The 23,809-nt window shown below is 66.7% G+C and carries 30 protein-coding genes; 15 read left to right on the top strand and 15 right to left on the bottom strand.

The genetic code is table 11. The features are described from left to right. Positions 1 to 205: 205 nt before the first annotated feature. Entirely contained in the window at positions 206 to 556 is a 351-nt protein-coding gene (locus AC1RVY_RS08135; RefSeq protein ID WP_218340729.1) for a hypothetical protein, read from the bottom strand. Between the two features lie 172 nt (positions 557 to 728). Here AC1RVY_RS08135 and AC1RVY_RS08130 point away from each other — a divergent pair, with 172 nt between their 5' ends. The 4 genes from AC1RVY_RS08130 (at position 729) to AC1RVY_RS08115 (ending at position 4,202) form a co-directional block, all read left to right on the top strand. After that, on the top strand, positions 729 to 2,564 hold the full coding sequence (locus tag AC1RVY_RS08130; protein WP_492245625.1) for a glutamine--tRNA ligase/YqeY domain fusion protein: 1,836 nt from the start codon (positions 729 to 731) through the stop codon (positions 2,562 to 2,564). A gap of 191 nt (positions 2,565 to 2,755) precedes the next feature. Beyond that, complete coding sequence (locus AC1RVY_RS08125; RefSeq protein WP_492806122.1) at positions 2,756 to 3,250, top strand: MarR family winged helix-turn-helix transcriptional regulator; 495 nt, start codon at positions 2,756 to 2,758, stop codon at positions 3,248 to 3,250. After that, positions 3,247 to 3,711 carry a hypothetical protein gene (locus tag AC1RVY_RS08120; RefSeq protein WP_492806120.1) on the top strand — a complete coding sequence of 155 codons (465 nt, stop codon included), beginning with the start codon at positions 3,247 to 3,249 and terminating at the stop codon, positions 3,709 to 3,711. The genes AC1RVY_RS08125 and AC1RVY_RS08120 overlap by 4 nt, the downstream gene beginning before the upstream one ends. Before the next feature lie 173 nt (positions 3,712 to 3,884). Continuing rightward, positions 3,885 to 4,202 (top strand): hypothetical protein, encoded by a 318-nt coding sequence (locus AC1RVY_RS08115; RefSeq protein ID WP_492806118.1) that lies wholly within the window; start codon positions 3,885 to 3,887, stop codon positions 4,200 to 4,202. Positions 4,203 to 4,280: 78 nt separating this feature from the next. Here AC1RVY_RS08115 and AC1RVY_RS08110 read toward each other — a convergent pair whose 3' ends face one another. The 3 genes from AC1RVY_RS08110 to AC1RVY_RS08100 form a co-directional block, all read right to left on the bottom strand. Next, the gene (locus tag AC1RVY_RS08110; protein WP_492806117.1) at positions 4,281 to 4,445 is read right to left on the bottom strand and encodes a hypothetical protein; all 165 of its coding nucleotides are present in this window, start codon (positions 4,443 to 4,445) and stop codon (positions 4,281 to 4,283) included. A gap of 173 nt (positions 4,446 to 4,618) precedes the next feature. Then, positions 4,619 to 4,969, bottom strand: coding sequence for an RNA-binding regulator (rbp, locus tag AC1RVY_RS08105; RefSeq protein ID WP_218294006.1), 351 nt, complete (start codon positions 4,967 to 4,969; stop codon positions 4,619 to 4,621). Positions 4,970 to 5,091: 122 nt separating this feature from the next. Next, a complete protein-coding gene (locus AC1RVY_RS08100; protein ID WP_218294005.1) occupies positions 5,092 to 5,331 on the bottom strand; it encodes a hypothetical protein in 240 nt (79 codons plus the stop codon). Between the two features lie 356 nt (positions 5,332 to 5,687). On the opposite strand from AC1RVY_RS08100, the gene AC1RVY_RS08095 reads away from it, so the two are divergent. After that, a complete protein-coding gene (locus AC1RVY_RS08095; RefSeq protein WP_218294004.1) occupies positions 5,688 to 6,017 on the top strand; it encodes a hypothetical protein in 330 nt (109 codons plus the stop codon). Between the two features lie 151 nt (positions 6,018 to 6,168). Here AC1RVY_RS08095 and AC1RVY_RS08090 read toward each other — a convergent pair whose 3' ends face one another. The 3 genes from AC1RVY_RS08090 to AC1RVY_RS08080 all read right to left on the bottom strand — a co-directional run bounded on the left by AC1RVY_RS08090 (position 6,169) and on the right by AC1RVY_RS08080 (position 7,771). Continuing rightward, positions 6,169 to 6,795 carry a flavodoxin family protein gene (locus AC1RVY_RS08090; RefSeq protein ID WP_218294458.1) on the bottom strand — a complete coding sequence of 209 codons (627 nt, stop codon included), beginning with the start codon at positions 6,793 to 6,795 and terminating at the stop codon, positions 6,169 to 6,171. Positions 6,796 to 6,874: 79 nt separating this feature from the next. Further along, a complete protein-coding gene (locus AC1RVY_RS08085; RefSeq protein WP_492806114.1) occupies positions 6,875 to 7,348 on the bottom strand; it encodes an SRPBCC family protein in 474 nt (157 codons plus the stop codon). 99 nt (positions 7,349 to 7,447) lie between these two features. Continuing rightward, on the bottom strand, positions 7,448 to 7,771 hold the full coding sequence (locus tag AC1RVY_RS08080) for an ArsR/SmtB family transcription factor (RefSeq protein WP_057272387.1): 324 nt from the start codon (positions 7,769 to 7,771) through the stop codon (positions 7,448 to 7,450). Positions 7,772 to 7,980: 209 nt separating this feature from the next. Here AC1RVY_RS08080 and AC1RVY_RS08075 point away from each other — a divergent pair, with 209 nt between their 5' ends. Together AC1RVY_RS08075 and AC1RVY_RS08070 are read left to right on the top strand one after the other, a co-directional pair. Continuing rightward, complete coding sequence (locus AC1RVY_RS08075; protein ID WP_218294002.1) at positions 7,981 to 8,298, top strand: DUF2322 family protein; 318 nt, start codon at positions 7,981 to 7,983, stop codon at positions 8,296 to 8,298. A 149-nt stretch (positions 8,299 to 8,447) separates the two neighbouring features. After that, complete coding sequence (locus AC1RVY_RS08070; RefSeq protein WP_492806112.1) at positions 8,448 to 8,912, top strand: SRPBCC family protein; 465 nt, start codon at positions 8,448 to 8,450, stop codon at positions 8,910 to 8,912. A gap of 127 nt (positions 8,913 to 9,039) precedes the next feature. Here AC1RVY_RS08070 and AC1RVY_RS08065 read toward each other — a convergent pair whose 3' ends face one another. Further along, a complete protein-coding gene (locus AC1RVY_RS08065) occupies positions 9,040 to 9,822 on the bottom strand; it encodes a transporter substrate-binding domain-containing protein (RefSeq protein ID WP_218340722.1) in 783 nt (260 codons plus the stop codon). 400 nt (positions 9,823 to 10,222) lie between these two features. On the opposite strand from AC1RVY_RS08065, the gene AC1RVY_RS08060 reads away from it, so the two are divergent. After that, a complete protein-coding gene (locus tag AC1RVY_RS08060) occupies positions 10,223 to 10,471 on the top strand; it encodes a hypothetical protein (protein ID WP_492806110.1) in 249 nt (82 codons plus the stop codon). A gap of 132 nt (positions 10,472 to 10,603) precedes the next feature. Here the strand turns inward: AC1RVY_RS08060 and AC1RVY_RS08055 are convergent, their stop codons facing one another. Then, on the bottom strand, positions 10,604 to 11,902 hold the full coding sequence (locus tag AC1RVY_RS08055) for a phospholipase D-like domain-containing protein (protein WP_218293998.1): 1,299 nt from the start codon (positions 11,900 to 11,902) through the stop codon (positions 10,604 to 10,606). A 148-nt stretch (positions 11,903 to 12,050) separates the two neighbouring features. Here AC1RVY_RS08055 and AC1RVY_RS08050 point away from each other — a divergent pair, with 148 nt between their 5' ends. Together AC1RVY_RS08050 and AC1RVY_RS08045 are read left to right on the top strand one after the other, a co-directional pair. After that, complete coding sequence (locus AC1RVY_RS08050; RefSeq protein WP_492806108.1) at positions 12,051 to 12,977, top strand: peptidoglycan DD-metalloendopeptidase family protein; 927 nt, start codon at positions 12,051 to 12,053, stop codon at positions 12,975 to 12,977. Positions 12,978 to 13,051: 74 nt separating this feature from the next. Continuing rightward, on the top strand, positions 13,052 to 13,588 hold the full coding sequence (locus tag AC1RVY_RS08045) for a pseudouridine synthase (protein ID WP_492806106.1): 537 nt from the start codon (positions 13,052 to 13,054) through the stop codon (positions 13,586 to 13,588). Positions 13,589 to 13,598: 10 nt separating this feature from the next. Here AC1RVY_RS08045 and AC1RVY_RS08040 read toward each other — a convergent pair whose 3' ends face one another. Together AC1RVY_RS08040 and gstA are read right to left on the bottom strand one after the other, a co-directional pair. Continuing rightward, positions 13,599 to 14,312: a glutathione S-transferase family protein gene (locus tag AC1RVY_RS08040; RefSeq protein WP_492806104.1), complete on the bottom strand. Its 714-nt coding sequence runs from the start codon at positions 14,310 to 14,312 to the stop codon at positions 13,599 to 13,601. After that, positions 14,309 to 14,917, bottom strand: coding sequence for a glutathione transferase GstA (gstA, locus tag AC1RVY_RS08035; protein WP_369641954.1), 609 nt, complete (start codon positions 14,915 to 14,917; stop codon positions 14,309 to 14,311). The genes AC1RVY_RS08040 and gstA overlap by 4 nt, the downstream gene beginning before the upstream one ends. A 116-nt stretch (positions 14,918 to 15,033) precedes the next feature. Here gstA and AC1RVY_RS08030 point away from each other — a divergent pair, with 116 nt between their 5' ends. The 4 genes from AC1RVY_RS08030 to AC1RVY_RS08015 all read left to right on the top strand — a co-directional run bounded on the left by AC1RVY_RS08030 (position 15,034) and on the right by AC1RVY_RS08015 (position 17,943). Next, positions 15,034 to 15,924, top strand: a complete 891-nt coding sequence (locus tag AC1RVY_RS08030; protein ID WP_218293993.1) for a LysR family transcriptional regulator — start codon at positions 15,034 to 15,036, stop codon at positions 15,922 to 15,924. 188 nt (positions 15,925 to 16,112) lie between these two features. Then, the gene (locus AC1RVY_RS08025; protein ID WP_218293992.1) at positions 16,113 to 16,523 is read left to right on the top strand and encodes a PaaI family thioesterase; all 411 of its coding nucleotides are present in this window, start codon (positions 16,113 to 16,115) and stop codon (positions 16,521 to 16,523) included. A 203-nt stretch (positions 16,524 to 16,726) separates the two neighbouring features. Then, positions 16,727 to 17,539, top strand: coding sequence for an IclR family transcriptional regulator (locus AC1RVY_RS08020; protein WP_492806101.1), 813 nt, complete (start codon positions 16,727 to 16,729; stop codon positions 17,537 to 17,539). A 2-nt stretch (positions 17,540 to 17,541) separates the two neighbouring features. After that, positions 17,542 to 17,943 carry a hypothetical protein gene (locus AC1RVY_RS08015; RefSeq protein WP_492806099.1) on the top strand — a complete coding sequence of 134 codons (402 nt, stop codon included), beginning with the start codon at positions 17,542 to 17,544 and terminating at the stop codon, positions 17,941 to 17,943. Positions 17,944 to 17,956: 13 nt separating this feature from the next. Here the strand turns inward: AC1RVY_RS08015 and AC1RVY_RS08010 are convergent, their stop codons facing one another. From AC1RVY_RS08010 to AC1RVY_RS07995, 4 genes are all read right to left on the bottom strand, one after another. Then, positions 17,957 to 18,931: a Bug family tripartite tricarboxylate transporter substrate binding protein gene (locus tag AC1RVY_RS08010; protein WP_492245613.1), complete on the bottom strand. Its 975-nt coding sequence runs from the start codon at positions 18,929 to 18,931 to the stop codon at positions 17,957 to 17,959. Between the two features lie 32 nt (positions 18,932 to 18,963). Next, positions 18,964 to 20,166, bottom strand: a complete 1,203-nt coding sequence (locus AC1RVY_RS08005) for a CaiB/BaiF CoA transferase family protein (protein ID WP_492806097.1) — start codon at positions 20,164 to 20,166, stop codon at positions 18,964 to 18,966. Positions 20,167 to 20,174: 8 nt separating this feature from the next. Then, on the bottom strand, positions 20,175 to 21,314 hold the full coding sequence (locus AC1RVY_RS08000; protein ID WP_218294456.1) for an FAS1-like dehydratase domain-containing protein: 1,140 nt from the start codon (positions 21,312 to 21,314) through the stop codon (positions 20,175 to 20,177). A gap of 99 nt (positions 21,315 to 21,413) precedes the next feature. Continuing rightward, positions 21,414 to 22,964, bottom strand: a complete 1,551-nt coding sequence (locus tag AC1RVY_RS07995; protein WP_492806095.1) for an acetate--CoA ligase — start codon at positions 22,962 to 22,964, stop codon at positions 21,414 to 21,416. Between the two features lie 250 nt (positions 22,965 to 23,214). Between AC1RVY_RS07995 and AC1RVY_RS07990 the strand changes: the two genes are divergently transcribed. Continuing rightward, on the top strand, positions 23,215 to 23,757 hold the full coding sequence (locus AC1RVY_RS07990; protein ID WP_218293987.1) for a dihydrofolate reductase family protein: 543 nt from the start codon (positions 23,215 to 23,217) through the stop codon (positions 23,755 to 23,757). Positions 23,758 to 23,809 lie beyond the last annotated feature (52 nt).

The raw sequence follows: 23,809 nt of genomic DNA, 5'->3' as shown, positions 1-23,809 counted from the left end.
TAGGCGCCTGCCACGCTGGCGGGCCAGAGTGCGCGATTATGCGGCGGCCCGCAGGCGCCGGCCCCTTCAGGTACGCCCCACGAGAAAAGCGGCCCCGAAGGGCCGCTGTAAAAGGCAGCCTGTGCAAAGACGCTGCCTGTGAGCGACTGGCGCCCAAGAGGTTGGTTGCAACAATCAGCAGACGGGCCCGCGGGCCCGTCGCCGATCAACGGTCCCAATGGCGATTGTGTCCATGGCCACGATAGCCGTGGTCATGGTGTCGATGGTGGCGGTACCCACGGTCACCGTAGTACACCACGGGTGGAGGGGCGTAATACGCTGGGGGCGGCGTGTAGTACACGGGCCGGGGTGGCGCGTAGTACACGGGCGGCGGGGCCACGTACACCGGGGCGGGTGCGTAGTAGCCATTGCTGGCTCCCACCACCACGCCGGGCACGCCGATACCAACCGACCAATTCACGTCGCCGCGGGCCTGGGCTGCGCCCGTGCCGGCCAGCAATGCCAGCGCCACGCCAGCCGAGGCGGCCATGGCATAGATAGAACGGGTTTTCGTCATGGAAATCTCCTGTTTGAGCGAGGGCAGCCAGCCAAATGGACTCACCTCACCGGTACATAACGCACTAAGTAGCCGAAAGGATGGCATAAAACTGTCTTTACGTTGTGTCTGGACGTATACGCGCCTGTTTCCATGCGTAAACCTTCACGAAACCGGCGCCTAAAATGACCCAATGAGCACCCCAAACCCCGCCAATCCTGCCGCCGGCACCCCCGGCGCTGCCCCCGCAGCATCCCTGGAAACCGCCAAGCCCAGCAACTTCCTGCGCCAGGTCATCGAAAACGACCTGGAAAAAGGCACCTACGCCTCCCGCCGCTGGGGCGGCAGCCCGGGCGACGCCGCCCACCACGCCATCGGCCAGCCCGACCCCGCCAGGATCCGCACCCGCTTCCCGCCCGAACCCAACGGCTACCTGCACGTGGGCCACGCCAAGAGCATCTGCATCAACTTCGGCCTGGCGCGCGACTACGGCGGCGTGTGCCACCTGCGCTTTGACGACACCAATCCCGAAAAAGAAGACACCGAATACGTCAACAGCATCATCGACGCGGTGAAATGGCTGGGTTTTGACTGGAACGGCCACCCCAGCGCCCCGCCCTACCAGGCAAGCGACTATTTCGACTTCATGTACCGCGCGGCCGAGTACCTGATCGAGGCCGGCCACGCCTACGTGGACGAACAGACCGTCGAGCAGATCCGCATCAACCGCGGCGACTTCAGCAAGCCCGGCACCGACAGCCCCTTTCGCAGCCGCACCCCGGCCGAAAACCTGGCCAAGTTCCGCGAGATGAAGGCCGGCCTGCACGAAGACGGCTCCATGGTGCTGCGCGCCAAGATCGACATGGCCAGCCCCAACATCAACATGCGCGACCCGGCCATCTACCGCATCCGCCGCGCCACGCACCACAACACCGGCGACACCTGGTGCATCTACCCGATGTACACCTACGCGCACCCCATCGAGGATGCGCTGGAGCAAATCACCCACAGCCTGTGCACGCTGGAATTCGAAGACCAGCGCCCGTTCTACGACTGGCTGCTGGAGCGCCTGACCGAAGGCGGCCTGCTGGCCAGCCCGCCCCCCCGCCAGTACGAATTCGCGCGCCTGAACCTCACCTACGTCATCACCAGCAAGCGCAAGCTCGCGCAGCTGGTGTATGACCACAAGGTCAGCGGCTGGGACGACCCGCGCATGCCCACCATCGTGGGCCTGCGCCGCCGGGGCTACACGCCCGAGGCCATCCAGACCTTTGCCGAACGCATCGGCGTGACCAAGAGCGACAGCTGGATCGACTACAGCACCCTGGAAGGCTGCCTTCGCGAAGACCTGGAGCTCAAGGCCTTCCGCGGCATGGCCGTGCTCAACCCCGTCAAGCTGGTGCTCACCAATTGGGACGACGTCATGGGCGCGGGCCACCTGGAGCCCTGCACCCTGCCCTCCCTGCCCCACCCGCCTGAAGGCGTGGAAAGCCCCGAGCGCCACTTCACCATCGGCAAGGAAGTCTGGATCGAACGCGAAGACTTTGAAGAAGTGCCCCCCAAGGGCTACAAGCGCCTGTTCCCGGGCAACAAGGTGCGCCTGAAGGGCGGCTACGTCATCGAATGCACCGGGTGCACCAAGGATGCCGCTGGCAACATCACCGAAGTGCTGGCCACCGTGGTGCCCGACACCAAGAGCGGCACCCCCGGCGCCGACAGCGTGAAGGTCAAGGCCGCCATCACCTGGGTAGGCGTGGCCGACGGCGTGCAGGCCGAAGTGCGCATGTACGACCGCCTGTTCCTGGACGCCCAGCCCGACGCAGGCGGCAAGGACTTCATCGAAAGCCTGAACCCGAACAGCCTGAAGGTGGTGACAGCCATCGTGGAGCCGTCATTGGCCAATGCACGGCCAGACGACAAGTTCCAGTTCGAGCGGCATGGGTATTTTGTGGCGGACCGGGTGGACCATGCGGCGGGGAAGCCGGTGTTTAACTTGGCGGTGGGGTTGAAGGATTCCTGGGGGAAGTGATTTCTCTGTGAACAAAGAAGGGCCAGCAGACTGTGAGGTCTTCCGGCCTTTTGCTTTTGGGCTGATGACAGCTTAGAGCCCAAAGCGGACCTTCTGGGTTCAACAGAAACCACTCGTTACTTGACCGGCCAATCTTCGTGAACTTCTGCCCCATATTGACAACTAGTTCCCAATAATGGAAACTAGTTGTCATGAATCGGCAAAATCCAGTTCCAACTGCGCCTAACCTAGGCGCCGTAGCCGTCACCCAGTTGACGCTGTCCGTGTTTCGCGTGAACGGCGTGTTGTTGCAGTGGGGTGACCAGCTGGTCGCGCCTCTCGGTCTGACCAGCGCTCGCTGGCAGATGCTGGGCGCCATAGCGCTGGCCAGCACGCCACTGACCGCCCCTCAGGTGGGCGAAGCGATGGGCGTCACGCGGCAGGGGGCGCAAAAGCAACTCAACCTGCTGCTCGAACAGGGGCTTGTCGAGGCGCATCCGAATCCGACGCATCGGCGCTCGCCGGTTTACGCCTTGACGCCACAGGGTTTGACCCTGTACCGCAAGGCCGATGCCATGTGGACCGCACGAGCTGCCGAATTGGCTACGCTGATTCCGGCTGCCCAATCCAGCATTGCCGCACAAACGCTCGAATCAATGCTGCGTGAGCTGCAGAACGTCAACACCTCTTCAAAGATCAAATCATGAAATCGAAACTCCATGCAATCTTCGGATCTGTCGCGCTGCTTTGCATCACCACGTTCTGGCTATGGACCGTCGTGTCAGAGTTTTTCATGGATCAGGCAAGCGTCGCTGTCGTCAAGAACGCGGTGTTGAGCGGTATGTGGCTATTGATCCCGTCAATGGTTGCCACGGGCGGCAGTGGTTTTTCACTTGCGAAGGGCCGTGGCGGTCGCCTCGTCAGCGTCAAGGGTCGACGCATGAAGCTGGTGGCAGCCAACGGCCTGTTGGTGCTGCTGCCCAGCGCTTTCGTACTGGCGTCTTGGGCCAATGCCGGTCGTTTCGACGGCGTTTTCTATGCGTTGCAAGGTGTGGAGCTGTTGGCGGGGGCAGTGAACTTTTCACTCCTCGTGATGAACATGCGCGATGGCCTCAAACTCAGCGGTCGGCTCACGTCCACGCGATCTCTACCTGGAATATCCCGCTGACCTTGTCTGCCGAGGCATATTCACAATGATGTACAGGTACAGGTCGAACGCCTTTGGTTAGAGTGGTTAAACAAAACGGACGACCGCTTGTGGCCGTAGACAGACTTCTGCCTGCCGATTCCCCGCACGGCACCAGGCGGTGGGCGCCGCGCTTTTACGGTACAAACACCGCCATGCCTCGCACCCAGCCCTTGTCGGCCACGTTCACTCCCACCTTCGCCCACGTGCCGGCCGGCCCGGTGGCGGGCCCCTTGCAGTTGTTGCCGCTCAACGCCGGGGTGGTGTCAGTGCACACCGCCGATGGCGCGCATGTGGGTTCGCTCAAGCTGGTCGGCGGGGTCTGGAAGTTCAAGGCCATGGGCTACAGCGCTGCCGGTGGCATGGAACCCGGCCACGGCCCGCTGACCGATCAGCACAACATGCAGTTCGCCACGCTTGATGCATCAGAGGTGAGCGCACGCCTGCTAGGCGCTTTGGGAAGCCCTCCGTAGGAGGCCTCCAGGCGGGCCTAGGTTGGCCGGCCATTTTTTTCTTCACGGACGGCGCCGCTTCCGCGCCCCTTGCGGACATCAATGGGTGCCATCGTTCGTCTGTTTTCCCGTCAATGCGGAGTAAATGAGCTCCACGGCGAAGGCAAGCCCCAGGACGACCCCGCCTGCGGTTGAAGACCCCAGGAAGAGCAGCGCCAGCCCCAGGACGAGCGCAGCCAGCGAGAACCAATGGATGGATTTCATGTGATGTGCTTTCCTGGTTTGCCGTTCTTCAACTCGCTTCTGGCTGGATTCTGCCCCAGTGCACCGCGCGCGCAAGGTGGCCCGCGCCGCTGTGTGGATGGCTCCATGCCGCTAGGCCGGGACGAAAAAAAACCGGCTCCGCGGAGCCGGTTTTTCAGAGGAAGCTGCCGGGTTCAGTAGCGCCCGCCGCCGTAGCCACCCGTGCCGTAGCCGATGTCCGAGCGTTTGCTGGCACTGTAGCCGCCCGCGCTGTAGCCACCCGAGCCGCCACCCTCTTCGCGGGGGCGGGCGAGGTTCACGACAATCGCGCGCCCATCGACAGACATGCCGTGCAGCGCGGTGATGGCGGCCTGGGCGACTTCGGCGGACGCCATTTCCACAAAGCCGAAGCCCTTGGAGCGGCCGGTTTCGCGGTCCATCATGACCTTGGCGGAGGAAACCCGGCCAAACTCGGCAAAGTTGCTTTCCAGGCTGGAATCGGTCACGGAATAGGGCAGGTTGCCGACGTAGATCTTGGTGCTCATGGAGGAGCCTTTCTGAAGGAGGGCGCGCAACGCAGGGCGCACCGTTGGGACAAGGGTGTGCGGACCGGATGTCCGCCACAACGGGGAAGCGTGGATGGGGTCTGCGGTGGGCAGGCCATCCATCAGCACACGGGGGGATGCGGCATGCACGTTTGCAGCCAGCCCTGGGTAACGGCAAAGAGCCGGGCGGCTTCGCGCGAGGCAAAGGCTTTGTCGAAACGGAAGACACGGCAGTAGCTGCCGTTGCCTTGGGAACGATGGACCGAGAAGGAGGCGCGGAAGCGGCCGCAGTCGGTCGGGTGTGTCGCGGGCGAAACGACGTACTGGCCCATGGAAATGGCGGTCTTTGAAATCTGGTTCATTCAGGATCGCAGGCTTGGAAATCGACCTGCGTGAGCATCGAGGGACTCGGTGGGCTGCAGCTCTACAGATCCACTGGGCGACAAAGGTCGCAAAAGGCGGCTGGCCTGGGGCGGATGGCCGCCACAGAGCAGGCGTTGCGGTGACGGCACGCGTCAAGGGCCGTGACTGCAACCCACTCAGTATATATCAATTCGCATTTGAATTTGAATTAATATTCTTTTTGGTTTTAAAAGGCGCGAAATTGGGCAGTGCCGGAGCATCCGCGCCAGCGATGCGCCGGGTTTTGCTACGCTTGCCGGCGCTGCCTGCGCGTGTTCCCGCTGCGCCGGTGGTTCTTTTTTCCTCCTGTCGCTCCATGCCCCGCCGCAAACTCCACCACCACGTCTATGTCGTCGAGCTTTCGAAGGACGTGCTGAACGAGCCCCGCTTTCGCAAGAACAACCCCGGCTACATCGACGGCAAACCCTGCGTGTACGTGGGCATGACGGGCCTGGACCCGGACGTGCGGTTTGACAAGCACAAGGCAGGCATCCAGGCGAACCGGTTTGTACAGCAGTACGGCCTGCGCCTGCTGCCCGACCTGTACGAAGGCTTCAACCCCATGAGCTACGAAGACGCGGTGGACCGGGAGATCGAGATCGGCATCGACCTGCGCTCGGCGGGGTTTGGGGTGTGGCAGGCCTGAACCGGTGCCCGCGCGCGCAGGGGCCGGTGCGTCTTTCTTCCTGGAATCGATTGCGCTTCAGTTTTGATAGCTGCCAGCGCTTATCCATCCAGCGCCAGCAGCCCCTTTCACTGAAATCTCAGCGCGCTGGCCAGAAGGCCACAAGCCAGCCTCAGTGCACACGCCCCCGCACAAACTGCAGCGTGGTGTGGGCCACGCGTTCCCCCAGGTACCGGGCCGTGGCCAGGTCTGCCTCCGGCGGCACCACGTCGGCACCCTGGTCGGTGTTGGACTGCGCGGCGGCGCCCAGCCAGAAGCCCAGGCGGTTCAGGTCTTCCTCCGACCCGGTGGACGAGCAGTTGCCCGGGGGCAGCGCCAGGTTCACCCAGTGCATGCCGTGCTGCGCGGCGAACAGGGCCATCTGCATCAGGGTGGAAAGCTTGTCCCCCGAGCGCGAGCCGGAGTTGGTGAAGCCCGCGGCGATCTTGTCCTTCCAGCCGAGGCCTTTGGCCATGACCACGTTGGACGTGGCTTCCTGGAAGGCCTTGAACTGCGACGAGGCGCTGGCGACATAGGTAGGCGCGCCGAAGATGATGGCGTCGGCGGACGCGAGGTCATTCCACCGTGAGGGCGCTTCTTCCACGGTCATGAGAAGGGGCTCGGTGCCCTCCACCTGCGCCACGCCTTCTTTCACGGCCTGGGCCTGCCGGGCCGTGTGGCCATAGCCGCTGTGAAAGACGATGGCAATGCGCACACCAGGGGCGCGGGTGGGTTGGAGAGTGGGCGTCGTCAGGGTCATGTTCATGCTTGAGTTCGTGGGTTGAGAAACTGTGGGTGAGGGATATGAGGGAGGTTGGCTAGGCCGTGGCAGGCTGGCGTTAGGGGCCTTCGCGGCTGTGCACCACCTGCTCCAGGCGCTCCAGAATGCGCGGCCACAAGCCGCCCATGCGCTCGAAGCTGATGCCATCGTTGGGCCGGAAACCCGCCTGCTCCATGCGCAGCAGCGTGCCGCCGCCGTGCTCCTGCAAGGTCCAGGTGATGTGGGTGATGAGCCCATTGGCCGACTCGGTGCCGTTGCCCCAGCGGTAGGCGAGCTGGCTGGGTTCTTCCACCAGGGTCACCTCGCAGTGCGTCAGGCCCGACCAGCCCGGCAGGGGCTGCGCGCGCACCGTGAAGCGGTGCCCCACCTCGGCCACGAAGTCGTTTGGCATGAGCCACTCCTGCATCAACCAGGACTGGGTGAGCGCGCGCCAGACCTTCTCGCGCGGGTGGGGTAGCTGCCGCTCGAACACCAGGGACCGGGTGCCTTGCGCCGTGGGGGTGGGGCCATGGGATCGGGTTGCGTCAGCCATGGCGCACCGCCTGCAAGGTGAGCCTGACGGCGGGCACGAGGCTCAGAGGGTGGTGGCGGTTCTGCATGGTGTTTTTGCCGCTGTAGTGGAGTTGCGCGGTCATTGGTCCATGCGTCCGAGCAGGTTTTCCAGGTCATCCAGGCGCTGGTTCCAGAAGCCGGCATAGACGCTCATCCAGTCCACCAGGGGCGCCAACCCTTCGCGCCGCACCTGGTAGTAGGTTTCGCGCCCGGCACGGCGGTCTTCCACCAGCCCCGCGCGCTTGAGCACGGCCAGGTGCTTGGACACCGCAGGTTGCGAAATGTGGGAATGCCCCGTCAGCACATTCACGGTCTGCTGCCCCTCCCGGGACAGCTGCTGGAAGATGGAACGGCGCGTGGGGTCCGACAACGCCGCGAAGGTCAGGTCTTCAGGGGATTTCACAGGATATAACTCATTGGTTATGGATAACGAATAATAACCAAACGGCTATGAATTGGTCAATCCTTCGTAAAAAGATTCAGGCGCGCTGCGCGGGACACGGGATCGTTTGTGCGACCCACCGGGTGGCACGACAATGCGGGCCCACACGATCCATCCATTCGCTGCGGGCCGGGGAATCCGCCCGTGGCACCCACCCTTTGTCCTTGCCCATGAATTTCGCAAACCGCCTTCAGCTGCTTCCTTCCACAAGCCACCTCGCCGCCCTGCACCTGCTGGACGCTGGCGGCCAGGTGCTGGCCACCATCGAGAACAAGCCCGGCCAGACGGGTTCGCTGGCCGTGTATGCCGCGCTGGCGGCGCTGTATGGCGGCCGCATCACGCCCGCGGCCGCCACCCTGGGGCTGGAGTGGTATGCCGAGCACGTGGCCGACGCGCAGGCCTTCCCGGGCAAGCACCCCAACATCGACCGGCTGCTGGCCTGGGCCCAGGGCAGCGAGAGTTTTGGGGCCCGCATGGTTTCCGCCTGAAACGAAAAAAAAGCCGCGGTGGCAGCGGCGGCTTGTCGAAAACGCGCGGGCCCGTTCGTCGTCAGGGTGTGAACACGTTGAATGAGCGATATGGTTGAGCGGCTCACGCCTTCATCCACCCTGATGTCCACCCCCAAGGAGACCCCAGCATGACCACCAACACCACCCCCACAGGCACCGTCACCCTGCACCGCGTGCTGCGCGCACCGGCCGAGCGCATCTACCGCGCGTTCCTGGACCCCGACGCCATGTGCAAGTGGCTGCCGCCCCATGGGTTCACCGGCCGGGTGCTGAGCCTGGATGCCCGCGTGGGCGGCACCTACCGCATGCAGTTCACCAACTTCAGCAACGGCCAGACGCATGCGTTTGGTGGCGAGTATGTGGAGCTGGTGCCGGGCGAGCGCATCGTGCACACCGACCGGTTCGACGACCCCAACCTGCCGGGCGAGATGCGCACCACCATCCAGCTGAAAAAAGTGATCGTGGGCACCGAAGTGTCCATCATGCAGGCGGGCATTCCGGCCGTGATCCCCGCCGAGGCGTGCTACCTGGGCTGGCAGGAGTCGCTGCAGCTGCTGGCGCTGCTGGTGGAGCCGGAGATTCCGGCGGAGTAAATCGGTGCCGGCCGGGCCATGCACACGGCCCGGCAACAAGGTGAACGGCAACGCACCGGCAGGCGGTGCCGCACCACGCGCCCGCCGCCCCAGCCCCTCCCCTTCCCTCAATTCACATCACATCACATCACTTCAGCCACTTGTCGGCGGCTTGCTTGATGGTGCCCCGGCTGTCCACCAGGCCCCACACGAAGCCCATCACGCGCACATAGTCGGCATCGTCGGTGGGCAACATGAAGCCCAGGTAGTTCTTGGGCGTGAGCGGTGCATCCACGAACGCGGCGTGCAGGCGCGGGTCGGCCTTGGCATAGTGCAGGGCCTCGTACGTCTCGGTGATCATCACGTCGCCCTTGCCCTCGGCGATCAGCGCGGGGATCTCGGCGTTCTTGTCGTGCGTGCTGACCTGGGCTGTTTTCAGGTTGGCCAGCACATAGGTTTCGTTGGTGCCCCCGGGGTTCTTGATGACACGCACGGTGGGCTGGTTCATCGCGTCCACGCTGGTGTATTTGGCCTTGTCGGCCGCGCGCACCAGGGCCACCTTGCCGAAGGGTGCGTAGCCGGGCAGCATGTCAAAGATGCGCATGCGGTTGACGTTGCGCGTGATGCCGCCCACCGCCACATCGAACCTGTCGCCCTGCAGGTCCTTCACCAGGTTGGGCCAGGTGGTGGGCACGTATTCGATCTTCACACCCAGCTCCTTGGCCATGGTCTCGATCACGTCGATGTCATGGCCCGAGTAGCCCGCGTCGGTCTTGATGGCAAACGGGCGGTAGTCGCCGGGCGTGCCCACGCGGATGACCTTGGCCTCCATGATCTTGTCGAGCCGGGGGCCGGCCTGCGCGGCCTGGCTGAAGGCAAGGCTGGCCACCACGGCGGCTGCGGCAAGGGCGAGGATTTTCTTGGGGATCATTTCGAGGTTCTCCAGTGGGTGAAAGGTGGCTTGGCGAAGGGTGTGGCAGCACGGTGCACCGGCCACGCGGGCCGCAGCGGCCGGCACACCCCGTCGCCGCAAACATTACAGCAGGCCCGCGGGCAAAAGCCAGGGGCATTCATCCGGGGTGGTGCCAGCGGCGCAGGACGGGCATTGCACGCGTGCATGGACGCGCGTTGACGGCAGCGTTTGCACAACACCCCAGCGTTGCAAGCGGCGTGCCATGCAGGCCCGCACCGCGCAGGGGCCGGCATACTCAGGCTCCGTCCACGGCCCATGCTCTATTTTTTATAGCATATTGCGCTTGTCCAATAAGCGCTACACGCCCATTTCTTGTCAAACTCGGTTACCCTGCCCGGTTCAGCAACAAGGACTCGCCATGAAAAAACTCAACGTCACCATCCAACTCGAAATGACCGTGCCCGATGACTGGGAGCTGGCCGATACCTCTGAGGGCACGCCCGTCATCAAGCTGCCCGATGGCAAGTACATGGACATCGCCATCGAGCCGCTGTTTGCGGCCGACCCCGAAGACCTGTGGGCCAGCACCGACGACGAGGACGTGCTGGACGACATCCTCGACATGGTGGACAGCGAAGGGGTGACGTACGAGTTTGTGACGCACTGAGCGGTGGGACAGGGGGCAATGCCGGCGTGGGGCGCCCCCTCCCCTCCCCGCATCCAAAGCAGAAAACTACACTTTTGATAGCAGCCGGCGCTTTCACCAGGAGCGCTGGCGCCCTATTTCATTCAAGCACCGTTACAGCTGCGAGCGCAGCCAGCCCGTCAGTTTCTCGTGCGCCTTCTCCCGCAGCGGGCGGTCCCGCCAGGCCTCGTACGTCACGCGGCGTGACCGCCGGATGTCGTCTTCAAACACCGCTGTCTGGCGCCTGGCGAATGCCGTGTCGTACACGTTGAGATTGGCCTCGTCGTTCAGGCGGAACGAGCGGTTGTCGAAATTGGTGGAGCCCACCGACACCAGCAGCTGGTCCACGATCATGACCTTGCAGTGGTACATGGTGGGCGTGTACTCATAGATCTCGGCCCCGGCCTGCAGCAGCTCGCCCCAGGTGGCGCGGGATGCGGCTTTCACCGTCTCGGTGTCGGTGTGTTCGCCGGGGGTGACCAGGCGCACGCGCACGCCGCGCGCCAGGGCGTCCATCAGCAACTTGCGGGTCAGTTCATCGGGCACGAAGTACGCCACCGACAGGTCGATGCTGCGCTCGGCCGCCGTGATGGCCAGGTGGTACATGAGCTGCATGCTCTCGCTGCCGCTCGAAGGCGAGCTGGAGAACATCTGCGCCTTTTGCGTGCCCGCCGGCGCGATGGCCGGGAAGTACGCCTCGCCATGCAGCACCTTGCCGGTGACCTTGAGCCAGTTGTCCAGAAATGTGGCCTGCATCTGCGCCACGGCGGGGCCGCGCACCAGGTAGTGCGAGTCGCGCCAGTGGTCGGGGTCCTGTGCGTGGCCCGTCCACTCGGGCGCGATGCCCACGCCACCGGTGAACGCCACCTGCCCGTCCGCCACCAGCAGCTTGCGGTGGGTGCGGTTGTTCAGGCGCGCCAGGTTGTACCAATGGGGCTTGTGGAACTTCTCGATCTGCACGCCCGCCTCCTTCATCTCGGCCAGGTAGCTCTCTTCCATCTTGGCGCTGCCCACCCAGTCGAGCAGCACATGCACCGGCACGCCGGCGCGGGCGCGCTCGCTCAGGGCGTCGGCAAACTGCTTGCCGATGTCGCCCGACCAGTAGATGTACGTCTCGAACGTGACGCTTTTTTGCGCCGCCTGGATGGCCGCCAGCATGGGCGGAAAGATCTGGTCGCCGTTGAGCAGCTCGGTCACCGCATTGCCGCCCACGATGCCCGGGCCCAGCAGGCTGCCCAGCGCGCGTTCGAACTGCGGGTGGGCGGTGCTGTACAGGCGCGGCAGTTGTTGCTGCACCTTCTTCTCGCCGGCCGTGAAGTTGAGCGCCAGCAACACCAGCGCGCCCGTGGCCAGGGCCGTGAGAAAAACCGTGAGCAGGGTGGAAGGGCGGCGGCGGTGGGCGGCTTTCGGCATGGCGCGATGGTAGGTGGCGGCCCGGCGGAGCAATGTAGGCGGACACCGCCAACACCGGGGGCACAATCGCTGGTGCGGGTCGCGACAGCGGCCGCATCGCACCGTCTCCCCAAACACACACCACTGCGCTTTTTATCCCTGCCCTGCCGTGTCTGAATCTGCCCGCCCTGCCCTCGTCCACCCCGCCCTCCCCATCAACCGTCGCAGCGCCCTGGTGGGAGCGGCGGGTCTTCTGGCGCAGCCCGCCATGCTGGGGCTGCTGCACGCCAAGCCCTTGCCACCCGCGCCCACCGTATGGCCCCAGGCGCTGCAGGTGCCGGGGGGCGTGGCGCGGCTGTCGCTCGGGCCCGCGGCCACGCGGCCGGTGGCGCAGGTGCGCCAGGGCGATGTGGATGTGCCGCTGCGGGTGGTGGGCGACGCCATCGAATGGACCGCCCTCGTGGGCATCCCGCTGGCCGCCGCGCCCGGCGATGCGTTCATCACCGTGCTGGCCGAAGGCGGCGGCAGCCCGCGGCTGGTGCACTACACCGTGGCGCACAAGCAGTACAAGGAGCAGCACCTGCAGGTGTCGCCGCGCACAGTGGACCTCTCGCCCGAGGACCAGGCGCGCTACGAGCGCGAGCGCGAGCACCAGGCCCAGGTGATGGCCACCTTCACCGAGCAACCCGCGGGCCAGGCGCCGGCATCGCTGCGCATGCGCGTGCCGGTGCCGGGGCGGCGCTCCAGCTCGTTCGGGCTGCGGCGCGTGTTCAACGGCCAGCCGCGCAACCCGCACAGCGGCATGGACATCGCCGCGCCCACGGGCACGCCCATCGTGGCGCCGCTGGCGGGCCGGGTGATCGACGTGGGCGACTACTTCTTCAGCGGCGGCACGGTGTGGCTCGACCACGGCCGGGGCCTGCTCACCGTGTACGCCCACCTCAGCAGCAAGGACGTGCGCGTGGGCGAGGTGGTGAACGCGGGCGACGCGTTCTGCAAGGTGGGCGCCACCGGCCGCGTGACCGGCCCGCACCTGCACTGGGGCGTGATGCTCAACCGCACCATGGTGGACCCGGCGCTGTTTGTCCCCGCATAGCTATTATTTTGATAGCTTCTTGCGCTTGATGGACAAGCGCCAGCGGCCAATTTGATTCAAACACAATTCCCCGCATGACCTCGCGCCTGATCCGCTTCAACAAACCCTATGGCGTGCTGAGCCAGTTCACCGCCGAAGGCAAGTGGCAGGGCCTGAAGGACTACATCGACCTGCCCGGCGTGTATGTGGCGGGGCGGCTGGACGCCGACAGCGAAGGGCTGCTGCTGCTGACCAACGACGGGCCGTTGCAGGCCCGCATTGCCGACCCGCGCTTCAAGATGGAGAAGACCTACTGGGTGCAGGTGGAAGGCATCCCGGGCGAAGCCGCGCTGGCCGCGCTGCGCAGCGGCGTGGTGCTGAACGACGGCCCCACCCTGCCCGCCCGCGCGCGCCTGCTGGCGCCCGCGCCTGCCGTGTGGGCGCGCAACCCGCCCATCCGCGAGCGCAAGGCCATCCCCACCGCGTGGATCGAACTCGTCATCCGCGAAGGCCGCAACCGCCAGGTGCGGCGCATGACGGCCGCCGTGGGCCACCCCACGCTGCGGCTCATCCGCGCGGCCATCGGGCCCTACACGCTCGACGGGCTGGCGCCGGGCACCTGGGCCGATTGAATCGAGGCAGCTACGCCGCCACCGCGTCCATGCGGCGCGACAGTGCCGAGCCGCGCGCCCGCAGGAACACGCGCAGCCCTTCGGCATAGTCCGCACTGACGGCCTGCTGCACCGAGGCGCGCGCGGCCAGCGCTGTGCGCCAGCGCAGCACACGTGGCAAGCCTTGCCAGAGACCCAGGCCGTCCACGCCCGGCAACGTGTCGATGACGTCGAAGTACCGGAACACGGGGCCGAACACCACATCCACCATGCCGAAATCCGGCCCCGCAAAGTACGGCCCCGCGCCGCTGAACGCACCCAGCGCTTCTTCGAGCTGCACGAAGCGGCCGCGCAGCTCCTGCGCGCGGGCCCGCAGCGCGGCTTCATCCGGCGCGGCGTAAAAAGCGCCGATGGTGTTGAGCACCGTGGAGCCAAACTCCATCCACGCGCGGTGGCGGGCGCGCTGCAGCGGGTCTTGCGGGTGCAGCGCGGGCATGGCCACCTCGTCCAGGTACTCGCAGATCACCGCCGACTCGAACAGGCTCTGGCCGCGCACCTGCAATACCGGCGTCTTGCCCAGCGGCGAGAGGGCCAGGAACCAGCCGGGCTTGTGGGCGAGATCGATGGTGCGGCGCTCGAACGCCAGGCCCTTCTCGCGCAGCACGATGGCCACGCGCTGCACATACGGGCACAGCGCGTGCGAGACCAGCGTGAGCGCGGGCGCGCCAGCCGCTGCTGCGCTCACGGTGCCAGCCCCTCGGCGCGCAGCGCGGCCTGCACCTGCGGGCGGGCCGCCACGCGTGCCATCCAGGCCTGCAGATGCGGGTAGGCCGTGAGCGGCATGCCCAGCAGGTGGGCCCAGTTGACGATGGTGAAGCCATACGCATCGGCCACGCTGTACGCGCCCGCCAGGAAGTCGCTGCGCGAGAGCACGGCATCCAGCTCCGCAAAACGCGCGGCCAGCTTGGCCTTGGCCGCCTGCCGCGTGGACTCGGCCGTTTCCTTGTGCCACAGCCAGGGGCTGAAGCCCTTGTGCAGCTCGGTGCTGACGAAGGTGAGCCACTCCAGCACGGCCAGGCGCTCGCGCGAGCCGGGCTTGCCGATCAGCGCCTGCGCCGGGTCCAGGTCGGCCACGTACTGCAACAGCGCCGCGCCTTCGGTGTGGCGCGACTGGTCGTCCAGCTCCAGCAAGGGCACGTAGCCGCGCGGGGAGATGTCGAGGTAGCTGGCACCCGTCTCGGTGGTGTGGTGCGCCAGGTCCACCTTGGTCAGGTCGAAGGGGACGCCGACCTCGCGCAGCGCAATGTGGACGGCGAGCGAGCAGGCGCCGGGGGCGTAGTAGAGCTTCATGGCAGTGGCGGGCTTTCTGTGCAAAAAGGGGTTGGGAGCATCGCCGCTGCACACAGCGGTGGCACGGGCGACAGGCAGAATTTATGATTGCATTTACGCAAACAAAATACGCATTCATGAAAACATCCATTGCATCATCGCAATACCGCCTGGGCGCCGCCGAGCTGGAGGTGCTGCTGGCCATGGTGCGCACCGGCACGCTGGCGGCGGCCGGTGAGCGGCTGGGCGTGGATGCGTCCACCGTGTTCCGCGCCATCCAGCGCATCGAGCGCGGGCTGGGCCAGCCGCTGTTCGAGCGCTCGCGCGCGGGCTACCGCGCCTCGGAGCTGGCCCAGGCCCTGGCCGAGCAGGCCGAGCGCGTGGAAGCCGCGCTGGAGGCCGCCCGCACCGCCACGCAGGCGCAGCCCGAGCAGGTCTCGGGCACGGTGCGCATCTCCACCACCGACACCATCCTGCAGGGCCTCATCGCCCCCGCCCTGCAGGTGCTGCAGCCCCGCCACCCGGCCCTGGTGTACGAGCTGCATGCGGGCAATGAACTGGTGAGCCTCACGCGGCGCGACACCGACATCGCCGTGCGCGCCACCAGGCGCCCGCCGCAACACCTGGTGGGCCGGCAGCTGGGCATGATCCGTTCGGCGCTGTACACCGCAGCCTCGAACCCGCTGGCACTGTCCGACGTGGAGGCGGGCCGCGCGGCCTGGGTCGCGCCCGACGACTCCATGCCCGGCCACCCCTCGGTGCGCTGGCGCAAGAAGCAGTACCCCAGGGCGCAACCCACCTACCGCGTCAACAGCCTGCTCACCGTGATGGAACTGGTGGCCCGGGGCGCGGGCGTAGGCGTGTTGCCCACCTTCCTGGCCCAGGGCCGCGGCGACCTGCGCCCGCTCACCGGCTCGCTGCCCGAGTGCGACAACGGGCTGTGGCTGCTCACGCACCCCGAATCGCGCCACCTGCGGCGCATCGCGGCGGTGTACGGGCACCTGGCGGACACGGTGCAGCTGCCCTGAGGGACTCCGGCGATTCCTGCGGCCCGGCCCATTCCGCCGGCCGGCTCCAGGGCTTTTGGCCCGGCCTGCGGATGGGCGCGCAGGCCGGGCAGCTTCATGCCCAAGGCATTTTGTACTAATACAATTATTTTTCAAAAGTACAATTTGCCTCCACCACCTGCCCTGCAGACAGGTGCGAGGAGTTCACATTGCCCGATACCCTCTCTCCCCCAGGCACGGGCTGGAAGGCGCGCAGCCTGGCCGGCTTCATCCAGCACGCGGGGCCGCTGTGGGCCCAGCGGGAAGACCATGGCTGGGCCTATGGCTTCGCGGTCGGACCGCAGCACCTCAACCCCGCGGGGGCGGCCCACGGCGGCGCGCTGATGACCCTGATGGACCACGCCCTCAGCGCCGTGGCCTGGGAAGCCTGCGGCCGCAGCCCCTGCGTCACGCTGCAGCTCGATTCCCATTTCGTGAGCCCGGTGCGGCCCGGCCAGTTCGTCGAGGCGCGGGCCGAGGTGATCGAGCGCACCGGCAGCCTGGTCTTCATGCGCGGCGAGCTGCGCGCGGGCGCGAGCCTGGTGCTGACGGCCCATGCGCTCATGAAAGCCATGAAATGAAGACGGCCAGCCCCGCACCGGCATCTGCCCGCCGCCACGCCGTGGCCGAAATTCCTTTGCACCCTGACAAGGAGCGCGCCCTGGACATTCCCGCCCACCACAGCCTGATGGCTCTCTTCGGCGCCCGGCCGCACCACGGCGCTGCAGCCGACGCGGCCACAAATGGGTTTACGCTTGCCGGTTTGAAGCTCCAGAACCCGCCCATGGCCTCCCGCTCCAAGCCCGCCCCGCCCCCCGCCGACACCAAGCCGACCAAAGGCGTGCGCGTGCGGCCCGTGCCCGCCGTGACACGCTCCATCGCCATCCTGCGGCTGCTGGGCGAGCACAAGCAGCCGCTCACGCTGAAGACGGTGGCCGAAGCCTTATACCTGGTGCCCAGCACCTGCCTGCACATCCTGCGGGTGCTGGTGGCCGAAGACCTGGTCACGCTCGACCCGTCGACCAAGCGCTACGCGCTGGGCACCGGCATGATCAGCCTGGCCCGCAGCGTGCTGGAGGGCGGCGGCTTCACGCAGCTGGTGCAGCCGGTGCTCGACCGCCTGGCCGCGCAGTTCGGCGTAACGGCCATGGGGGTGGAGATCACATCGCGCCAGACGGTGATGGTGCTGGCGCTGTCCCGCTCCAGCCAGCCGTTTCGGGTCCACACCGATGTGGGCAGCCAGTTCGAGACGCTGGTCAGCGCCACGGGGCGGCTGATCGCGGCCTACAGCGGCGAAAGCTGGCCCGCGCTCAAGGAGAAATTCGCCCGGGTGGTGTGGGACAAGGCCCCCACGTACACCACCTGGAAGAAGGAGGTCGAGCTCACGCGGTCCCGGGGCTGGAGCCTGGACCGCGACAACTTCATGGCCGGCATCACGGTCGTGGCCGTGCCCGTCTTCGCGCCGGGCGGACGGCTGGTCCATACCCTGGTGGTGGTCGGGCTCAGCAGCCAGATGGGTGCCGCCGTGGTGCAGCAGCTGGCCCAGGTCATGCAGCGGGAGGCGGCCGAGCTGTCTCGCCTGCTGGGCGGGAGCTGACCATGCCGGCGCCCGGTACCGCGGCGGCACAGACGCTGCTCAAGACCATCACCATGCCCGCGGACATCGATGCCAGCGGCCAGGTGCCCACGGGCTGGCTGCTGGCCACCATGGACCTCGCGGGGGCCGTGCTGCCGGGGCAGCATTTTGGAGCGCCGGTCGAGCTGGTGGGGCTGTCCGACGCCACGCTGCTGGCCCGGCCCCGGCTGGGCCAATGTGTGACGTTCACGGGCCGCCTGGTGTCCAGCAGCGGCGAGGATGCGTGTGTGGCCATCGAGGCCTGGTGCGAGGAGCGCGGCCGGACGGGGGGCACCCCGCTGATGCGCGCCCAATTGCGCTATGTGCCCGCCACCATCGAAGTGCCCGGGAATCTCTTCCCGGGCACGTTCCAGGCGGGCTCCTGAGCGGAGCCTTGCGTCAGTCCGCGCGGATGCCCGCGGCCTTGATGATGGGCGCCCAGCGCTGGCGCTCCTTCCTGGCGAACTCGATCAGGGCCGCGGCCGTTCCCCCCGCGGGCTCGAAGCCCAGTTCCAGCAGGCGCTGGCGCACTTCGGGCCGGGCCAGCACCTTGTTGACCGCCGCATTGAGAACACCGGTCACCGCCGCCGGCGTGCCCCTGGGCGCATACAGCGCGTTCCACGCCACGAACTCGAAACCCGGATGGCCCTGCTCCGCGATGGGCTTCACGCCGGGCGCCAGGTTGCTGGCGGTTGCCGACGTGACGCCAATGGCACGCAGCTTGCCGGCCGCGATGTGGGGCCGCAGCGCCAGGGGCGTGTCGATGACCGCCGGCAGCTGGCCACCCAGCACATCGGTCACCGCGTTGCCCGAGCCTTTGTAGGGCACGCCGAACAGCGGTGCCGACGAGCGCTCCTTCAGGAACTCGACCACCAGGCGCGCCGAGGTGCTGGGCATCGCGATGTCGGCCGAGCGGGGGGCGCGTTTCACGGATTCGAGCAGTTCCGCCACGGAATGGTGGGGGGCATTGGCCCCCACCGCCAGCACCATGGGAAACGTGCCCACCATGGCGATGGGTTCGAAATCCTTCTCGGGGTCGAACGCCAGCTTCGCATAGAGAAACTGGTTGAGCACATGGGTGGCGTTGGTGCCCATGGTCAGGGTGTAGCCGTCGCCCGGGGCCTGGGCCGCGAGCTCGGTGCCCAGGTTGCCACCGGCACCGGCCCTGTTCTCGACGACGATGGGCTGGCCCAGTTCCCGGCCGAGCTGCTCGCCCAAAAATCGGGTGGCCACATCGGTGCCCTGCCCCGCGGCATAGGCCACGATGATGCGGATGGGCTTGGTGGGATAGCTGGGGTGCTGGGCCTGCGCGTGGGCAGCGGGCATCGCCCACAGCAAACTGGCAGCGGTCATGATGGCAGCGAAGGTTCGCATGCTTGTCTCCTTTATTTTTTATGCTCTGCAGATCAGAGAGGGCTGGTGCGCGCGACACCCCGGGTATACAGGTCCCGCCTCTGGGCGTCATTGAATCCGAGATCGGCCAGCACCTCGTCGGCATGCTGGCTGAAAGCCGGGGGCGGCGCTCCCGGCAGGGCCGGGGTGCCGTACAGCCGCGCCGGGCCACGCAGCGCCGTGAACGCGCCCTGCCGGATGATCATCTCGCGGTGCGCGCAGTGCGCCTGGGCCAGCGCCTGCGGCACGTCGTTCACCACCCCGGCGGGCACCCCCACACGCATCAGCGCCTCGCACAGCGGCTCGCAGTCTTGCGCGGCAATCGCGGACTCGATGATGTCCTTGAGCGCCTGGCGGTGCGCGATGCGGTCTGCGTTGGCGTGGAACCGGGGATCCTCGGGCAGGCCCGGGCGCCCGATGTGCTGGCTGAAACGGCGGAACTGGCCATCGTTGAGGATGCCGATGAACACATGCCCGTCGCGCGCCCTGAACTTGTCGTACGGGGCGATGTTGGGGTGCGCGCTGCCCAGCAGGCCCGGGGCCTTCTTCGACGCGAACCAGTTCGATGCATGCGGCAGCAGCAGGCTCAGCGCCGTGTCGTAGAGCGTGGCCTCCACTCGCTGCCCGGCACCGCTTTTGTGCCGGCTGCACAGGGCCATGAGGATGCCGGTGAGCGCCACATAGCCCGTCAGATGGTCCACGATGGGAATGCCCATGCGCGTGGCGCCCGTGGCCGATTCGCCGTTGATGCTCATCAGGCCGCACTGCGCCTGCAGCACCGCGTCGTAGCCCGGCAGGCCGCCCAGCGGCCCGTCGCGGCCAAAGCCCGAGATGGCGCAGTAGATGAGGCGCGGGTAGCGTTCGGCCAGCACGTCTTCGTAGCCCAGGCCCCATTTCTCCATGGTGCCGGGCAGGAAGTTCTCCACCAGCACATCGGCATCCCGCAGCAGGCGGTGCAGCACCTCGTGCGCGTCGGGCTGGCTCAGGTCCAGGCTGATGGCCTTCTTGCCCCGGTTCAGCGCGGCAAAGTACGCGGAGTGGCCCATGTCGTCGTATGGCGGTCCGAGGTGCCGGGTCTCGTCGCCCCCTGGCGGCTCGATCTTGACCACCTGGGCGCCATTGTCGGCGAGCATCTGGGTGCATAGGGGGCCTGCGAGCACGCGGGTGAGGTCCACCACCCGCAGGCCTTCCAGCGCCGGGGCGCTGAAGCTTGTCATGCTGCTATTCACCCGCGGCGGGGCAACACCACCACGCCACCGCCAAGCACCGACAGCTCGCCGTCCTGGTTGTGCGCCTCCTGTGCGATCTCGACCAGGTGCTTGCCGCCCTCCTCGAACTTGCGCGTGACCTTGCCCTTGATGAAGAGCATGTCGCCCTCGGGGTTGTGGCGGCGAATCTTGCAGCTGGCCTTGTGAAGGAAACCCGTGTCGCCCATCCAGTTGGTGAGGTGGTGCGTGAGCCACGAGGTGCGCTCGGGGCCGTAGTCGTACGCGCCGGGCGCGCCCACTTCGAGCGCGAAGTCTTCTTCCCAGTGCACGCGCTCGGGCACGTCCGGGATGCCGAAGCGGTTCTTGATGCCCACGCCCGGGTGCGCGTCGATCAGCTTCCAGGCCAGCTTGTTGGCGCGGATGTACAGGCCGCCCCAGCCCTGCGCGTAAGCGATGAAGCCGGTCACGGTCATCGGCCCCTTGAACATGGTGGGCAGCTCGTCGCCCACGTTCACGTCGTCCCAGTAGCGGGGCGTGGCGCCGCGCACTTCCTCGTTGCGGTAGAGCTTGTAGGCCTCGTTCAACTCTTCGTCGGTGTACTGGCGCGGGCCGCGTTCGCGCACGTTCTGGTATTTGCTGCCCTGCTCCCGCGCATGGTCGCGCTCGGTGCGAAAGCACCAGCTGTCGGCCTCGGCCACCTTGTCGCCGTCCTGGTTGAAGAAGTCCACATGGTAGATCTGCTGGATGGCTCGGCCGGCAAAACGCGTCTGGTGCTCGATCAGGTCCTTGAGCGAGGCCTCGGTCGAGATCACGTCGTTGCGGCGCACGGGCTTGTGCCAGGTCCAGTCCGCACCCGACCACATGGCGTGCACGCCCGGCAGGCCGCCCACATAGCCCGACACGATGCGGCTTGTGGCGAACAGGAAGCTGGGCAGCGCGACGATGCCGCCGTAGTGGCTCCTGGCCGCGTAGTCGGGGTCGCACCACAGGGGGTTGTCGTCGCCGATGCCGTGCGCGTAGTGGCGGATGTTGTCGCGCGTGGCCTCGTGGCACCAGGGCTCGGCGGTCTGGCCGATCTTGATGCCGATGCGCTCGCGCAGTTCATCGAGGCCGCTGTCGGTGATCTTGGGAAAGCTGCGCTGCGGGGTGGTGGCAATGGACATGGGTGGAGTCTCCTTGGGGTGGTGGTGGTGATGAATGAATGGATGGATGGACGGACAGACGGAGGAAAGAAGGGACCGCGGGTGGCGGGGTGCTCAGGCGCAGGCCACCGCTTCGCGCTCCCGCAAGACCTTGCGGTGCACCTTGCCGGCGGGGGTCTTGGGCAGCTCCGCCACGAACGCGATGTGGCGCGGGTATTCGTGCTGGCTGAGCTTGGTCCTGACAAGGTTCTGGATCTCGTCGATGAAGCCCTCGCTGCGCTCGCGGCCTGACACGACGAAGGCCTTGACGACCTGCCCGCGCAGTGCGTCGGGCACGCCGATCACGGCGGCTTCGAGCACGTCCTCGTGCATGAGGATGACGTTCTCGATCTCCACCGCGCTCATGGTCCAGCCCGCGGAAATGATCACGTCGTCGGCGCGGCCGCCGTGGAAGAAATAGCCGTCCTCGTCGGTGCGGCCCAGGTCCTTGGTGGGTATCCACTGGCCGCGCCGCAAGACCATGAGCTGCCCCGTGGTGCCCGGCGGGCAGATGTGCCCCTGCGCGTCGTGCACCTCGACCCGGGTGCCGGGCACGGCCTTGCCGAGCGAGCCGCGCTTGACCGGGAAGTCGCTGGCGCCGGGGTAGCTCACCAGCACCACGCCGATCTCGGTCGTGCCGTACATGCTGCACACCTCCAGGCCAAAGCGCTCGTGCACGAAGTCGGCCGTGTCGTCGTCGATGGGCTCGCCGGTGAACGACAGCTTCGTGAAGTGATAGGCGTGGTCGCCCGCCTTGCCGCAGTTCTTCATCATGCGGTAGTGCGTGGCGGCGGCCGACATGTTGTTGAAGCGGTGGGCCGACAGCGCCTGCAGCAGCCTCTCGGCGTTGAACCGGCCGCTGTAGCTGCCGATCGTCAGGCCTAGCGCCAGCGGCGCCAGCGTGCCATGCCACAGGCCGTGCCCCCAGGCGGGGGACGACGGGCACATGAAGCGGTCGCCGGGGCGCAGCCCCGTGCCGTACAGCGCGGCCACCATCAGCGTGACCAGCGCCTTGTGGGTGTGCTTCACGGCCTCGGGCAGCTCCCGCGTGGTGCCGGACGTGTACTGGAACACGGCCAGGTCGTCGGCCCGCGACGTGCTGGCGTAGGTGGCAGGCAGCGCCAGCAGCTGCTGCCACAGCACGTCATCGAAGACCTCGAACGCGGTGGTGCCCAGGCCCTCGACGACCCCGCGCTTTTCCTCGTTGGTAATGAGCAGGCTCGGCTTGCAGTCGCCCACCCGCAGGCGTACGCCATCGGGGCCGAACAGCGTGAACAGCGGCACGGCAATGGCGCCCCGCTTGATCACGCCGAACATCGCCGTGTAGAACGCCCGCGAGGGCTCCAGCATGATCGCCACACGGTCGCCGCGCTGCACGCCGCGGCCTTCGAGGAAGTGTGCGAAACGGGCCGAATCCCGCGAGAGTTCGTCGAAGGTGATGGTTTCGTCCACGCCATCGGCGCGGCAGACGATCACCGCATCGCGGCCCGCACCGGCATGGCGGTCCACGCACTCATGGGCGATGTTGAACGCAGTGCGGTCCCCATCGAAAAGATCCCACAGGCGCTCGGTCGCGAAGTGGCTCTGGGCATCGGCGTAGCTGGCGTAGTCGGTCAGGCGTTTCATGGCTGCATCGGCTCTGTGTGTCGGTGCATGCAGTCTCGATTTTTCGACATTGATTGTCAAATACGACTATCAATTGTCTCAGTACAATTTTTAAAAATGCACTCTATCGGCTCCTCGCGCTATTCGCGTGCCCGCGCGAACAGGGTTTCAAGGGCCCCGCGAGGCCGCGCGCAACGCACCATTGCTGCCAGTACGCTGTCACCAGCGCGCACTACAGTGCAGGGCCACCCACCGACCGGAAGGAATCCGCGTGACCACCCAGTTCTATGGCGCCTCCAGCCTCGACGGCTTCCTCGCCACGCCCGACCACGACCTCGGCTGGCTGCTGCAGTTTGGCGAGATCGAGGGCTCCAGCTACCCCGCTTTCATCCGCGATGTGGGCGCGCTGGCCATGGGCTCGCACACCTACGAATGGATGCTCAGAAATGCCATCGACGCGGGCCAGCCCTGGCCCTACCCGCAGCCCACGTGGGTGTTCAGTTCGCGCAGGCTGCGCGCGATTCCCGGTGCCGACGTGCGCTTTGTGCAGGGCGACGTGCGGCCCGTGCACCAGGCCATGGCGCGGGCCGCAGCAGGGCGCAATGTGTGGATCGTGGGTGGCGGCGAACTCGTGGGGCAGTTCCATGACGCGGGCCTGCTGGACGAGCTGATCGTGCAGATCGCACCGGTCACGCTGGGCGCGGGCGCGCCGCTGTTTCCGCGGTCCATCGTGCAGCCCACGCTGCGCCTGAAGTCCGTGACCACGCTGGGCGGCATCTTCGCGGAGCTGCGCTACGAGGTGCCGCGGCCGTAGAGGCAAGATTTGCTATATTTTATATAGCAACCTAGATTGATACTGCAAGCGC

This window comes from Acidovorax sp. GW821-FHT11A03, assembly GCF_058809075.1.
The sequence above is the reverse complement of the archived record's forward strand: the minus strand, read 5'-3'. Positions and strand labels throughout refer to the sequence as shown.

Coding starts and splice junctions, on each gene's coding strand:
- AC1RVY_RS08135 (WP_218340729.1), bottom strand. CDS start 556: ATGACGAAAACCCGTTCTATCTATGCCATGGCCGCCTCGGCTGGCGTG.
- AC1RVY_RS08130 (WP_492245625.1), top strand. CDS start 729: ATGAGCACCCCAAACCCCGCCAATCCTGCCGCCGGCACCCCCGGCGCT.
- AC1RVY_RS08125 (WP_492806122.1), top strand. CDS start 2,756: ATGAATCGGCAAAATCCAGTTCCAACTGCGCCTAACCTAGGCGCCGTA.
- AC1RVY_RS08120 (WP_492806120.1), top strand. CDS start 3,247: ATGAAATCGAAACTCCATGCAATCTTCGGATCTGTCGCGCTGCTTTGC.
- AC1RVY_RS08115 (WP_492806118.1), top strand. CDS start 3,885: ATGCCTCGCACCCAGCCCTTGTCGGCCACGTTCACTCCCACCTTCGCC.
- AC1RVY_RS08110 (WP_492806117.1), bottom strand. CDS start 4,445: ATGAAATCCATCCATTGGTTCTCGCTGGCTGCGCTCGTCCTGGGGCTG.
- rbp (WP_218294006.1), bottom strand. CDS start 4,969: ATGAGCACCAAGATCTACGTCGGCAACCTGCCCTATTCCGTGACCGAT.
- AC1RVY_RS08100 (WP_218294005.1), bottom strand. CDS start 5,331: ATGAACCAGATTTCAAAGACCGCCATTTCCATGGGCCAGTACGTCGTT.
- AC1RVY_RS08095 (WP_218294004.1), top strand. CDS start 5,688: ATGCCCCGCCGCAAACTCCACCACCACGTCTATGTCGTCGAGCTTTCG.
- AC1RVY_RS08090 (WP_218294458.1), bottom strand. CDS start 6,795: ATGACCCTGACGACGCCCACTCTCCAACCCACCCGCGCCCCTGGTGTG.
- AC1RVY_RS08085 (WP_492806114.1), bottom strand. CDS start 7,348: ATGGCTGACGCAACCCGATCCCATGGCCCCACCCCCACGGCGCAAGGC.
- AC1RVY_RS08075 (WP_218294002.1), top strand. CDS start 7,981: ATGAATTTCGCAAACCGCCTTCAGCTGCTTCCTTCCACAAGCCACCTC.
- AC1RVY_RS08070 (WP_492806112.1), top strand. CDS start 8,448: ATGACCACCAACACCACCCCCACAGGCACCGTCACCCTGCACCGCGTG.
- AC1RVY_RS08065 (WP_218340722.1), bottom strand. CDS start 9,822: ATGATCCCCAAGAAAATCCTCGCCCTTGCCGCAGCCGCCGTGGTGGCC.
- AC1RVY_RS08060 (WP_492806110.1), top strand. CDS start 10,223: ATGAAAAAACTCAACGTCACCATCCAACTCGAAATGACCGTGCCCGAT.
- AC1RVY_RS08055 (WP_218293998.1), bottom strand. CDS start 11,902: ATGCCGAAAGCCGCCCACCGCCGCCGCCCTTCCACCCTGCTCACGGTT.
- AC1RVY_RS08045 (WP_492806106.1), top strand. CDS start 13,052: ATGACCTCGCGCCTGATCCGCTTCAACAAACCCTATGGCGTGCTGAGC.
- gstA (WP_369641954.1), bottom strand. CDS start 14,917: ATGAAGCTCTACTACGCCCCCGGCGCCTGCTCGCTCGCCGTCCACATT.
- AC1RVY_RS08030 (WP_218293993.1), top strand. CDS start 15,034: ATGAAAACATCCATTGCATCATCGCAATACCGCCTGGGCGCCGCCGAG.
- AC1RVY_RS08020 (WP_492806101.1), top strand. CDS start 16,727: ATGGCCTCCCGCTCCAAGCCCGCCCCGCCCCCCGCCGACACCAAGCCG.
- AC1RVY_RS08015 (WP_492806099.1), top strand. CDS start 17,542: ATGCCGGCGCCCGGTACCGCGGCGGCACAGACGCTGCTCAAGACCATC.
- AC1RVY_RS08010 (WP_492245613.1), bottom strand. CDS start 18,931: ATGCGAACCTTCGCTGCCATCATGACCGCTGCCAGTTTGCTGTGGGCG.
- AC1RVY_RS08005 (WP_492806097.1), bottom strand. CDS start 20,166: ATGACAAGCTTCAGCGCCCCGGCGCTGGAAGGCCTGCGGGTGGTGGAC.
- AC1RVY_RS07995 (WP_492806095.1), bottom strand. CDS start 22,964: ATGAAACGCCTGACCGACTACGCCAGCTACGCCGATGCCCAGAGCCAC.